An 11,802-nucleotide genomic window follows, 5' to 3' on the forward strand; every position below is an offset into this window, starting at 1 on the left:
CTTTATCTTCCCGCACTACTAACTTTTTTCTTAATATAATTAGAATCATCAGAACGTTGAATAGCTTCTTCATATGATATAATACCTTTATTATATAAATCTACAAGATAATTATCCATAATTATCATTCCATATTTGCCACCAGTCTGCATTGCAGAAAGCAGTTGATGAGTTTTCCCTTCACGAATAATATTTCTGACAGCAGATGTCGCAACTAAAATTTCCATGGCCGCTATACGGGCATTTTCATCTTTTCTATTTACTAATTGTTGTGATATAATGCCATTTATTGAAGCTGCTAGCTGGGTTCTTACCTGCTGTTGTTGATGTGCAGGGAAAACATCAATAATTCTTTCTACAGTACTGGGAGCATCATTTGTATGCAAAGTAGCAAAAACTAAATGTCCAGTCTCTGATGCTTCTAGAGCTGTAGATATGGTTTCCAAATCTCTCATCTCACCCACAAGGATTACATCTGGATCCTGTCTTAAAGCAGCTCTCAATCCTGCTTTAAATGACATTGTATCAAAACCAATTTCTCTTTGATGTACTATTGATTTATCATGAGTATGCAAATATTCAATTGGATCTTCTAAAGTAATAATATGCGCATGCCTATTGGCATTAATCATATTGACCATTGCAGCAAGAGTAGTAGATTTACCACTCCCAGTTGGACCGGTGCATAAAATAAGTCCTTTCCTCTGCATTGACAATTTTTTTAAAATATCTGGTAAACCTAATGAATCAATATCAGGTACTTCTTGAGGAATTATTCTTAAAGCTAAACTAACTGAACCTCTTTGTTTAAAGGCATTTACTCTAAATCTTGAGTGACCAGGCAAACTATAAGAAAAGTCAATCTCACCAAGTTCTTCAAAAGTATCCCATTGCCTTTTTGTCATTAAGTCCTTTGCAATTTCTTTAACTTCACTTATTTCAAGTTTATTTGGATATTCCTCATAATAAGTGAGTTTCCCATTGTATCTAATAATGGGTTTTTCTTTAACTGTTAAATGAAGATCAGAAACCGAACGATCTTTTGCTAATTTTTTCATAACATCAAGAACATCCATCGGCATCCCTCCCTTATAAAAGATTTTAAATAATAGAACTTACTACTTCTTGATAACTGGTAATACCTTCTTTTAATTTCTGCTTACCATCATCTAATAAGGATTTCATATTATTTTCTCTGGCATATTTTTTAATCTCCAGTTCGTTTGCTCCTTCAGCTATCATTTCTTCCATATCATCATTGATTTCAAGAACCTCATGAATTGCAATTCTTCCCTTATAGCCATCTGTACATTTTTTGCATGTATCAGAAGAAGGTCGCCAAAGTTTTTCAACATTTGGGTCACCTAAAAATTTTCTTTCTTCAACTCCAGGTTGATAAGCTTCCTTACAGTCTGGACATAACTTCCGCACCAGCCTCTGAGCTACAACTCCAATCACTGTTGAAGCTACCAAATAATCTGGTAGTCCCATATCTAAAAGTCTGGTGATTGCACTACTGGCATCATTAGTGTGCAGAGTACTTAAAACCAAATGTCCTGTTAAGGCAGCTCTGATTGCAATTTCTGCAGTTTCTTCATCCCGAATCTCACCGACCATTACAATATCCGGATCCTGACGCAGTATCGATCTTAAGGTCTTGGCAAAGGTCAAACCGGTACTTGTATTGGCCTGCACCTGATTTACTCCATCCAGCTGATATTCAACCGGATCCTCAATTGTAACAATATTTTTAGTTGGTGAATTAATTTCGCTTAAGGCTGCAAATAAAGTTGTTGATTTACCACTACCAGTAGGTCCGGTCGCCAACAAAATTCCATATGGTTTTTTGATCAGTCTATTAAATCTCTCGCGATTATCAGAGCGAAAACCAAGTTTATTAATATCTAAGAGGCTGTCATCTCTATTTAAAAGTCGGATAACCACCTTTTCTCCATAAATTGTAGGCAGTGTAGAAACCCGCATGTCAATCTGCATACTCTTAAAGGTCATCTGCACCCGGCCATCCTGTGGAATTCTTCTTTTGGTAATATCAAGATCAGCAATAATTTTTAAACGAGAAATTAAAGCCGCCTGCGAGTGTTTGGGAACTGTCAGCTCCTCATGCAAAATACCATCTACCCGGTAGCGAACTCTTAAAGTGTTTTTTAAAGGTTCAATGTGAATATCACTTGCCTGTTTTTGTATAGCCTGAGTAATAATTAAATTGGTCAGCCTGACAATCGGAGCATCTTCCACCATCTGCCGCAGCTGGTCTATTTCCGGCTCTTCATTAATTTGATTATACTGATCTAACCTGTCAAAAATCTCTGAAGTATCTGTATCAACCAGAGAATATATTTGATTAACTGCCTTCATAATTTCCGAATGAGTAGCTATTGCAATATCAACTTTCATCCCTGAATTAACCTCAATGTTTTCTATAGCTACTAGATCAGTTGGATCCTGAATCGCAACTTTTAAGGTATCATCTTCAACATCATATGGTACAGCATGATGTCTTCGGGCAATATTTTCTGATATATACTGAGATAAATGTGCATTTATTAAATAATTATTTAAATGAACTCTAGGAATGTTAAGCTGAATTTCTAGAGCATCTGTTAAATCTTCTTCTGAAATGTAACCTAACTCTGTTAAAACCTGTCCCAGACGCATGTCCATTTCATCCTGAGCAGAGAGAGCATCTTCTAATTGTCTGGGAGTTATATAATTATATTCTAAAAGTAGATCTCCAATTTTTTTTCTTCTTGGACTCATAAAAATACTCCTTTTTAATAAAATATATATTATTTTGTTGAAATTTGAAAGATTTTGTTAAATTATTGCGATGATATAATTAATTTCGGCATCGATTATGAAATTCCTGCATAATTTTAATGAAAGTTTAATAATTATTTTAAAATTATCTATAAAGCAAAAAATTGCCATGATGTTTTAAACACCGGCAATTTTCCACCTGAGGCAAACATAACAATCATAGAAAATAATCCTTAGACTTATGTTTTTGCGTCACAGACTTTCGTCAGTTTTGCTTTTATTATAATATTTTATTTATTTTTTTGCTTCAATCTCCCTGACTGCTTTTTCGGCTATTTGATACCATTTCTTCTTTTTTGGCATCTCCTGTGTCCAGAGTTTAAAAGACGCTTCTGCCTGATAAATTAAAGTTGGCAGGCCATTCCCTATCTGTGCTCCTCGCTTTTCTGCTTCCTTTAAAATTTCGGTTTTTAAAGGATTATAAACCAGATCTATCACCAGCTGCTTTTCATGCAGATAATCAGGATTGATTACTATATTTTTAATATTATTACTATACATCCCAACTGGAGTTGTATCAACTACCAGATCAGCTGCTTTTAGAACATCTGCATATTCCTGCTCTTCCAGACTGCAGAAATCGAAGTTTTGCTTAGAATTTTCTTCTTTAAAAAGTTTTGCCAGTTCTGCTGCATTTTCTACTGTTCGATTGATAATTGTAATATCTTTAAGATCCAGCTGAACCATAGCTGCAATAACTGCACGGGCTGCTCCTCCCGCTCCAATTACAACTGCTCTTTTATCCTTAACCTTAAATCCAGTTTCCTCAACCTGACGCTGAAAACCAATTACATCTGTGTTATAACCGGTCAATCTTCCCCTTCTATTTAAAACAGTATTTACCGCTCCTGCAGCTCTGGCCAGAGAAGAAAAGCCATTTAAATAAGGAATAATGCTTTCTTTATGAGGAATCGTCACATTCCAGCCGGCAAATCCTAAGTTTTTAAGAGAACTAATATATTCTCCTAGATCCTGATCTTTAGTTTCCAGCATCAAATAGATTGCATTAATCCCTAAATCTCTAAAACCATTATTATGCAGAGATGGGGAAATCGAGTGACTTAGTGTTTTACCAAGTAAGCCATATAATTTTGTTTCACTATCTGGTATAAAAATACTCATCTTCTACCTCCTGAATTCTTAAATTTGTTATTCTTTTATTTAACTTAAAACACGCTGGAAAAGTATACCAGCGTGTCTCCTATGTATTGGAACACCGGGATTCAATCCAGCTTTATTTAAAAAACTGTCTGCAGACGTTCTCCCAGTGATTCAAAATCTTTAATAATAATTTTTCGTTTTTTAATTGTTATTACACCATCATCAATAAACTTATTGATCAATTTAGTAACTGTAACCCGGGAAGAGCCAATCAAATTTGCTATTTCCTGATGGGTTAAAACTAAATCAATCACCGTTCCATCTTCAATTTCTCGACCAAAATCTTCTGCCAGTCTCGAAAGCAGGCTGGCCAGTCTACCTGCAGCGTCCTGAAAAACCAGTTCTCTTACCTGACTGGTTAAAAGTCTAGTTTTTTTGGAAAGAGCCTCAATAATCTTAATTGCAAGTGAAGGCCTGTCAATAATCATCTTCTCCATTTCATTCCAGGGAATAATTAACAGACGGGCATCATCCATCACTTCGGCTGTTAAGGGATGAGGGTCTTCGTCAAAAAGTGAAAGTTCACCAAAAATATCTCCTTCCTGCAGAATTGTCAGTACTTTTTCCTTCCCTTCTGCAGAAAGCATAGAAAGTTTAACCTTACCATTTACAAGTAAATATAATTTTTTTACACTGTCATTTTCAAAAAAGATAACTTCACCTTTTTCGTAAAATTTAGCATAAGAATTTTCACATAGTAACTCCAGTTCCTCCGGGTCAAGATTCTGAAATACAATTAAATCTTTTAAGCATTTTTTAGTTTCTTCCATAACTCAACCTACCTCTCTTAATTGCTATATATATACTATTCTATAATAAAGAAAAAAAACCTTTATTCTTGCTTAATTTCTCTCCTTACATTCTTGACAATAACCATAAAATCTTAACTTATGTTCTGTAATTTCAAAATTATATTTTTCTTCCAACTCAGCTTCAAAATAATTTATATCCTGATCACTAAATTCAATCAACTTACCACAGCCTTTACAAATTAAATGATGATGATGAGCCTCCTCAAGATGAATTTCGTATTTACGAGAATCATCATTAAAATCAAGAACATGTACTATATCTAAATTCTGCATCAGCTCCAGGGTTCTATAAATAGTTGCCATGCCAATATCCTTATCCCTTTTTTTTACTGCTGAAAATAAGTCTTCGGCTGTAAAATGCCAGTTTTCTTTTGCCAGAATTGTTTCCAGAATAATCTCTCTCTGCCTGGTTAATTTATAATTATTTTCTGCTAACTTTCTCTGAAACTTTTCCTTTAACTTTTCCATATATAACACCCCATTTTAGATGACTGTTTATATTCTATCATAAATCGGGAGAGATATTAATAAGTTTTTTGAATTTTTTCGCTTAAATATCCATTTTTTACTTGAAAAAATAACTTTTGGGTATTGACTATGGGTCTGAATAATTGTATAATGTAATAAATAAGAATAATTTGTCGAAATTTGTTAAGAAAGGAGAATTAACATGAAATCTACTGGTATCGTCCGTAAAATTGATGATTTGGGTAGAATGGTAATTCCAATTGAGCTCAGAAAAACTATGAATATCAATAAAAAAGACCCAATGGAAATCTTCGTTGACGAAGAAAAAATTATTTTGAAAAAATATGAACCAGCCTGTATATTCTGCGGCAGTGCAGATGACACTATCGAATATAAAGGTAGAACAATCTGCGGAGAATGTATGGAGAATATGAAAAATCTGCAGGAAGAAAAATAATATTTTACCCAAATAACAAAAATTGGATATTAATATCTAAAAAAATAGCACCGGAATGGTGCTATTTTTTTGCTTCTACATAGTTTAATTAATAATATTTATATTTATATTTATGAAACTTTCATTTTTTGTTCTATCGTAAAAATACGTGACCACCAATTCTGGTTACATAATTACGTCGAGATATCCAGGCAGTATTTGTAGCAATATCCGGATTGTAAAAATAAATCGAACCCAGAGTTGGATCATATCCAATTAAAGCTGCTCTGGCAGCCTGCAGTTCTTCTTCGCCCGGATAATAGTTAGCCTGCCCATCCATTAAACTACTAAACTGTCCCTTCTGTAAGATAACATCTCTAATTGTGTTTGGAAACTGATTACTGACAATTCTATTTAAAATAACTGATCCGACAGCAACTTTCCCTCTAAAATCTTCACCTCTAGCTTCACCATGAATAATTCTGGCAAGTAAGATAATATCATCTCTGGATATGTTGTAGTTTAACTGTGCTTTTAACTCAGGTAGAACTTTAAAAGAACTCTCACCAAAAACGCCATCTACACTTAGTCCATTTTCTTGTTGAAATTTCTTAACTGCTTTAACTGTAACTCCTCCATAAATCCCATCTATATTTCCCTTATAAAAATTTAACTGTTTAAGTTTCTGCTGTAATACAGCTACATCTATTCCTTCGTCTCCCCTGCTCATTGCTCTACTTCCAAATTCAGTCAGTTCCAGAGCCTTCGCTTCCTCGAGATTGACAAAAGCCACCATTATGAGGAGTAACATCACCGAGATTAAAATCCTGCTTTTACTCAGCATCACTATTACCTCCCTGTTGTAAACTACTAGTTAAATGTATAATACAATCTTCCTCCTTCTTTTACTTCCAGTTCAACATCAATAATCATTATCGACTTATTAAATTATGTATGATTATCAACTTAATAATAAACAATTACTGACTGATTGTCAAATGTTCTTATTTTACATTTTAATCAGTTCTTATTTAGAATATTTAAGATTGTAGTCAATACAGGGAATAATGGATATAACCTTTTTAATAAGATAAAAAATTATTCTTCTGAAATCAATCTCACTTTAAATTCCTGCCCCAGATCAGACATTATTTCTTTAACCTCATTTTTGGTGCCCTCTGTAACATCAATCCAAATTTCACCTGGATTATCATGATCGACATTTACAATGCCAACTCCCTCGTAGGCTTTAATAATCATGTCAATATAATTAATTTCTGTAGGATCAATCTCATATCTCAGCTTTAAAGTATCCTTCATCTTAATTCTCCTTTTGCCGGCGCAGTAACGATCCAGCAGGAACTTCAATTTTAAGTGGGATTCTAATTAGCTGTTTTGGATGAGGAGCTGAATCGATTTCTGCCCCTTCTTCATCAAGTAAATAAGAGGCATTAACTGTAAAAGTTTTCTGCCCGGGTACTATAAATTCCAGCTCATCTCCCTTAAAAATCTTGTTCCTGACTTCTACAACAGCTTCCCTTTTAGAATTATCATATTCTCTAACAACTCCCATAAAATCGTAACTCCTCAAATAAGAAGAGCTTTCGTATCGCTGCCCCTCAGCTCCAGGTTTTCCATAATAAAAACCTTTTGTGTAATCTCGATGACTTATTTTTCTGAGTTCTGCCAGGAGTTCGGGATCAGCTTTAAAATTTTCAGGATCCCTGTAATACTGATCAATAAGCTGCCTGTAAGTATTAACTACTGTGGCAGCATAATGAATACTTTTCATTCTACCTTCAATTTTTAGACTGCTGAGTCCTATATCGATTAGTTCTGGTATCTCTTCTGCCAGATTTAAGTCGCGAGAATTCATAATAAAAGTTCCCTGATCATTTTCTTCAACTGGATAATATTCGCCAGGCCTCTTTTCCTCAACCAGATGATATTTCCAGCGGCAGGACTGAGCACAGTCTCCCTTATTTGCATCACGCCCAACAAAATAATTGCTCAATAGACAGCGGCCAGAATAAGAAATACACATTGCTCCATGAACAAAATACTCCAGTTCAACTCTGCCTTTTGTTTTTGCTATAATTTCTTTGCTTTCCTCCCGACTGAGCTCCCGGGCCAGAATAATCCGTTCAGCACCCTGATCAGCCCAAAATAAAGCCGAAGCCCAGTTAACATTGTTGGCCTGGGTACTGATGTGAACTTCCATCTCCGGCATTTCTTTTTTAACTGCAGCAAAAACTCCTGGATCAGAAATAATTAATGCATCCAGATTGAGCTTTTTAATTTGATCTATATATTCTGGAAGTTGAGCCAACTCCTTATTGTGAGGAATCATATTCAGAGTCATATAAACCTTTTTATTACGCTGATGAGCAAATTCAATTCCTTCCTCCAGTTCTTCAACAGTAAAATTATCAGCTCCAGCTCTTAAGCCAAAGTTTAAACCTCCACAATATACAGCATCTGCACCAAATAAAATGGCAGTTTTTAATTTTTCTAAACTCCCTGCCGGTGCCAGTAATTCAACTTTATTCATTTATATCCTTCCTCCTGCTAATTGCCATCCCATCGCCTGCAGTCACTATAGTAGAATCAAGCTCTGGATGGTTCATTATTAATTTTAAATATTTTTTTAAATTATTGACTATTGTCCTGATTTTATGATGTGTTTCACCTGTTTCTAAAACCTTACCTTTATAGAGCACATTATCGGAAATTAAAAGTCCTTCTGGAGCCAGAAGCTCCATTAAATATTCAAAAAGATAAAAATACTGCCCCTTGGCAGCATCAAGAAAAATAAAATCATAATCTTTTTGTAAATACATTAGGATATCAAAAGCATCGCCAATCTTTAAATCAATTTTATCCTGAAAATTAAAACGAGCAAAATTTTCTTTTGCCTTTAAAGCTCTCTGAGAATCAATTTCGACAGCAGTTATCTCTGACCACTGAGAACTGTATTTAGCCAGTAATAATGTTGAAAAACCCTCGGCTGTTCCAATCTCAAGTATTTTATGGGGTTTTTTAATTTTTAACTGCATTTTAAGCAAATCTGCCGCATCGCGATCAATAATTGGAATATGCTTTGCTTTACATTCTTTTTCAATCTCAACAAATTCCGCTTCTATGTATTTATTTTTAGCAAATTGATTGTTAATATCGGTAATTTTCATAATCTACTTCCTTAAATTTTGCCTGCTTTTTGACTGATTGCTTAATGATTTTTCTGCTTTTAATAATTTAGTTCTTTCTGTTTTTGCAGATGCTGGTCATAACTCTCTGTAAAAACATGACTGCCGTCCTCCCGGGCAAAATAAAATAAATAGTCACTTTGAGCAGGATTAATAGCTGCTTCTACAGCAAGATCTCCGGGACTGGCGATTGGAGTGGGCGGCAGATTAGATACCTGATAGGTATTATAGGGAGAATCGATTTTTAAATCATTATATAACACTCTTTTAGTTCTTTCTGGTAAAGCATATTGAACAGTAGCATCCAACTGCAGCGGCATCCCTGCCTGCAGACGGTTATAAATAACCGAAGCAATAGTTTTATTTTCGGATTTTAGTTTCCCTTCTTCTTCAATTAAAGAAGCAATTATTAAAAGTTCATAAGCAGAATAATCCATTTTGGCAGCTGCCTCTTTAATTTGTGGCAGTCTTTTTTCTACAAAATAATTTATCAGCTCTTCAGCTATGTCACTCTCACTATAACTGAGGGGGAAATTATAAGTTGTAGGTATAATAATTCCTTCAGCCGGATAAATCTGATCTTTACTTAAATCTGAATCAGAAAAATCCATTGGCAGTTTTAGCTCTGCAACCTGACGATTTATTTCTCTGGCCAGTAAATCTCTCTTATATTTAGGAATCTCCAGAGCTGCAAATCTATTTAAAATTTCTTGCAGAGTAAATCCTTCCGGGATAGTAATTTTAAATATTTCTTCTTCCCCACGCTGCAGTTTATCTATAATTTTTAGAGGAGTATCGGAAGTTGAAAAGCGATAATAACCTGCTCTGAGATTATCAATCCCTTTAAATCGAAGTAATAAATAGAAAATGGTTGAAGATTTAATTACTCCTTCTTTTTCCAGTTTTTCCGCAATTGCACGACCTGTCATTCCTTTTTCAATCTCAACCAGAATTTCCTGTGGATCGAGTTCATTTATAGGCTCCATTAAAGAATAAGCCCTCAGCGAAAAACTGAGTAATATAATAAAAACTAAAAATACCAGGGCTGTTCTTTTCAACTTCATATTCTTCCTCTCATAATCTAATTCTTTAGTTTCTAAAAATTCATCCAGATAAAAGCAGGTTTTTAGCTCAGCCGGCTTAATTAAAAATTACTCCATATCTTCTATGTAAGCTGCCTGAACTTTTTCAAATTCCTCTTTTTCTTCAACAGGAATAATAATTTCTTCTTCACCCTCATTTAAAATTTTAACAACTGTTGCATCAGCATTTTCGCCCGCTCTTGCATCAACAATTATTAGATATTTAACCCCATCAATAACCAGATCATCTTCTATTATAAAACGGCTCTCTCCGGTGCCATCTGATAAAACTAATTCCTTTTTATCTTCGTCAATCCAAAACTTACCATCACTCATTTTAATTACCCCTTTCTTTTAATTAACTGTTGATACTGGATAGCAATTTTACTGCTGATCAAGATAAGACTGCAGTATTAAAGCAGCAGCCATCTTATCAATCACCTTTTTTCTACCCTGTCTACTCACATCAGCCTCCAGCAAAATATTTTTAGCCTGACTTGTTGTTAGACGTTCATCCTGAATTATTATCGGAAGCTCAAGATTATTTTTTAAAAAGTTAACAAAAGCCTGAGTTATTTCCGCTCTTTTTCCGACTGAACCATCCATGTTATAGGGCATCCCGACAACTATTTTTTCTACAGCATATTTATCTATGTATTCTTTAATTTCTAAAAGCAGTTCCTGATGTCCGTGCATTTTGAGTGTTGACAGCGGCTGAGCTGTCCAGCCCAGAGAATCACTTACTGCAACTCCAACTCTTTTGTTACCGTAATCCAGTCCTAAAATTCTCAAATCTTTTGCCTCCAATTTTCTTTCTTCAATAAAATATTATATAATCATTTTAGTAAATAAGCAAATTTTTCAGCTTAAAGATAAGTGATTTAATCAATTTAATTTATTCTCTGGAGGCGAAAAATGAACAAACCTGTTATTACTCATGTAAAAAGAAATTCAGAACCATTTAATATGGATCAAAAACATTACCACAATCTATTTGAAATTTATTATCTCTTAAAAGGTGAACGCAATTATTTTATTAATCAGCGCAGCTACCATGTAAAAAAAGGGGATCTGGTCTTAATTAATAAAAATATTCTTCATAAAACCAGCACTATTGATAGGAAAAAACCTGAACATGAAAGGATTTTAATTCAGTTTGATGAGAATCTATTTTCTTCTCTGGCAGCCGAAATGAATGCAGCAGAACTTTTTGGGATTTTTGAGAAGAAAGAAAATGTTTTAAGCCTGAATCCAGAGCAGCAGCTCTGGCTGGAAGAAGAACTATTTAAGTTAACTGCCGAATCAAAAAAAGAAAGAGATGCAGAAAATGCTTTATATATAAATTTAATTATTGCTGAAATGTTAATTTTCATTAAAAGAATTCTGGCAAAATCAACCATTCAAAATCTCAAGTATCCGGACCAGAAACATAAGAAAATTTCTGAAATTGCTGCTTATATAAGTCAGAATTACAATGAAAAATTAACTCTAGGTAGACTGGCAAAAAAATTTAATTACAGCTCTGGCTATTTAAGCCGTGTGTTTAAGGAAGTTACAGGCTTTAACTTTGTAGAATATAAAAATAATGTAAGAATAAAAGAAGCAAGCAAACTGCTTTTGCAGAGTAATCTTTCTGTTACAGAAATTGCAACCAAAGTTGGTTTTAATAACATTACTCATTTTGGCAGAATTTTTAAGGATTTTACAGATTTATCACCACTTGAATACAGAAAAGTAAAAGACCTCTAATTAGAGGCCTTTAGCTAGATAAAAAACATTTTCAGAAAATAGTTTCGAAT

Annotated in this window: 14 protein-coding genes and 1 riboswitch; of the genes, 2 read left to right on the forward strand and 12 right to left on the reverse strand. The window is 34.1% G+C overall.

The window, feature by feature from the left end:
- Window positions 1-2: 2 nt before the first annotated feature.
- The 5 genes from DFR80_RS03130 to DFR80_RS03150 form a co-directional block, all read right to left on the reverse strand.
- On the reverse strand, window positions 3-1,076 hold the full coding sequence (locus tag DFR80_RS03130) for a type IV pilus twitching motility protein PilT (protein WP_114489189.1): 1,074 nt from the start codon (window positions 1,074-1,076) through the stop codon (window positions 3-5).
- 25 nt (window positions 1,077-1,101) lie between these two features.
- Entirely contained in the window at window positions 1,102-2,778 is a 1,677-nt protein-coding gene (locus tag DFR80_RS03135) for a GspE/PulE family protein (protein WP_114489190.1), read from the reverse strand.
- A 200-nt stretch (window positions 2,779-2,978) separates the two neighbouring features.
- A riboswitch (cyclic di-GMP riboswitch) is annotated at window positions 2,979-3,064 on the reverse strand.
- Between the two features lie 8 nt (window positions 3,065-3,072).
- Entirely contained in the window at window positions 3,073-3,960 is an 888-nt protein-coding gene (locus DFR80_RS03140; RefSeq protein WP_076543648.1) for a shikimate dehydrogenase, read from the reverse strand.
- Between the two features lie 116 nt (window positions 3,961-4,076).
- On the reverse strand, window positions 4,077-4,769 hold the full coding sequence (locus tag DFR80_RS03145; RefSeq protein ID WP_076543649.1) for a Crp/Fnr family transcriptional regulator: 693 nt from the start codon (window positions 4,767-4,769) through the stop codon (window positions 4,077-4,079).
- Window positions 4,770-4,841: 72 nt separating this feature from the next.
- Window positions 4,842-5,279 (reverse strand): Fur family transcriptional regulator, encoded by a 438-nt coding sequence (locus DFR80_RS03150; RefSeq protein WP_076543650.1) that lies wholly within the window; start codon window positions 5,277-5,279, stop codon window positions 4,842-4,844.
- Window positions 5,280-5,481: 202 nt separating this feature from the next.
- On the opposite strand from DFR80_RS03150, the gene DFR80_RS03155 reads away from it, so the two are divergent.
- Entirely contained in the window at window positions 5,482-5,736 is a 255-nt protein-coding gene (locus tag DFR80_RS03155; protein WP_076543651.1) for an AbrB/MazE/SpoVT family DNA-binding domain-containing protein, read from the forward strand.
- A 133-nt stretch (window positions 5,737-5,869) separates the two neighbouring features.
- Here the strand turns inward: DFR80_RS03155 and DFR80_RS03160 are convergent, their stop codons facing one another.
- From DFR80_RS03160 to ruvX, 7 genes are all read right to left on the reverse strand, one after another.
- On the reverse strand, window positions 5,870-6,559 hold the full coding sequence (locus tag DFR80_RS03160; protein ID WP_084566044.1) for a cell wall hydrolase: 690 nt from the start codon (window positions 6,557-6,559) through the stop codon (window positions 5,870-5,872).
- Between the two features lie 254 nt (window positions 6,560-6,813).
- Window positions 6,814-7,035: a DUF4911 domain-containing protein gene (locus DFR80_RS03165; RefSeq protein ID WP_114489191.1), complete on the reverse strand. Its 222-nt coding sequence runs from the start codon at window positions 7,033-7,035 to the stop codon at window positions 6,814-6,816.
- A gap of 1 nt (window position 7,036) precedes the next feature.
- Complete coding sequence (locus DFR80_RS03170; protein ID WP_114489192.1) at window positions 7,037-8,266, reverse strand: U32 family peptidase; 1,230 nt, start codon at window positions 8,264-8,266, stop codon at window positions 7,037-7,039.
- On the reverse strand, window positions 8,259-8,903 hold the full coding sequence (locus DFR80_RS03175) for an O-methyltransferase (protein ID WP_076543654.1): 645 nt from the start codon (window positions 8,901-8,903) through the stop codon (window positions 8,259-8,261). Before DFR80_RS03175 ends, DFR80_RS03170 begins: the two co-directional genes overlap by 8 nt.
- A gap of 59 nt (window positions 8,904-8,962) precedes the next feature.
- Window positions 8,963-9,985 carry an endolytic transglycosylase MltG gene (gene mltG / locus DFR80_RS03180; protein WP_076543655.1) on the reverse strand — a complete coding sequence of 341 codons (1,023 nt, stop codon included), beginning with the start codon at window positions 9,983-9,985 and terminating at the stop codon, window positions 8,963-8,965.
- Window positions 9,986-10,072: 87 nt separating this feature from the next.
- A complete protein-coding gene (locus DFR80_RS03185; RefSeq protein ID WP_076543656.1) occupies window positions 10,073-10,339 on the reverse strand; it encodes a hypothetical protein in 267 nt (88 codons plus the stop codon).
- A 48-nt stretch (window positions 10,340-10,387) separates the two neighbouring features.
- Complete coding sequence (gene ruvX / locus DFR80_RS03190; RefSeq protein WP_076543657.1) at window positions 10,388-10,795, reverse strand: Holliday junction resolvase RuvX; 408 nt, start codon at window positions 10,793-10,795, stop codon at window positions 10,388-10,390.
- Between the two features lie 123 nt (window positions 10,796-10,918).
- Between ruvX and DFR80_RS03195 the strand changes: the two genes are divergently transcribed.
- On the forward strand, window positions 10,919-11,752 hold the full coding sequence (locus tag DFR80_RS03195; protein ID WP_114489193.1) for an AraC family transcriptional regulator: 834 nt from the start codon (window positions 10,919-10,921) through the stop codon (window positions 11,750-11,752).
- Window positions 11,753-11,802 lie beyond the last annotated feature (50 nt).

Origin of the sequence: Halanaerobium sp. ST460_2HS_T2 (genome assembly GCF_003337665.1) — a bacterium.
Classification (GTDB): Bacteria; Bacillota; Halanaerobiia; order Halanaerobiales; family Halanaerobiaceae; genus Halanaerobium; species Halanaerobium kushneri.

Coding starts and splice junctions, on each gene's coding strand:
- DFR80_RS03130 (WP_114489189.1), bottom strand. CDS start 1,076: ATGGATGTTCTTGATGTTATGAAAAAATTAGCAAAAGATCGTTCGGTT.
- DFR80_RS03135 (WP_114489190.1), bottom strand. CDS start 2,778: ATGAGTCCAAGAAGAAAAAAAATTGGAGATCTACTTTTAGAATATAAT.
- DFR80_RS03140 (WP_076543648.1), bottom strand. CDS start 3,960: ATGAGTATTTTTATACCAGATAGTGAAACAAAATTATATGGCTTACTT.
- DFR80_RS03145 (WP_076543649.1), bottom strand. CDS start 4,769: ATGGAAGAAACTAAAAAATGCTTAAAAGATTTAATTGTATTTCAGAAT.
- DFR80_RS03150 (WP_076543650.1), bottom strand. CDS start 5,279: ATGGAAAAGTTAAAGGAAAAGTTTCAGAGAAAGTTAGCAGAAAATAAT.
- DFR80_RS03155 (WP_076543651.1), top strand. CDS start 5,482: ATGAAATCTACTGGTATCGTCCGTAAAATTGATGATTTGGGTAGAATG.
- DFR80_RS03160 (WP_084566044.1), bottom strand. CDS start 6,559: ATGCTGAGTAAAAGCAGGATTTTAATCTCGGTGATGTTACTCCTCATA.
- DFR80_RS03165 (WP_114489191.1), bottom strand. CDS start 7,035: ATGAAGGATACTTTAAAGCTGAGATATGAGATTGATCCTACAGAAATT.
- DFR80_RS03170 (WP_114489192.1), bottom strand. CDS start 8,266: ATGAATAAAGTTGAATTACTGGCACCGGCAGGGAGTTTAGAAAAATTA.
- DFR80_RS03175 (WP_076543654.1), bottom strand. CDS start 8,903: ATGAAAATTACCGATATTAACAATCAATTTGCTAAAAATAAATACATA.
- mltG (WP_076543655.1), bottom strand. CDS start 9,985: ATGAAGTTGAAAAGAACAGCCCTGGTATTTTTAGTTTTTATTATATTA.
- DFR80_RS03185 (WP_076543656.1), bottom strand. CDS start 10,339: ATGAGTGATGGTAAGTTTTGGATTGACGAAGATAAAAAGGAATTAGTT.
- DFR80_RS03195 (WP_114489193.1), top strand. CDS start 10,919: ATGAACAAACCTGTTATTACTCATGTAAAAAGAAATTCAGAACCATTT.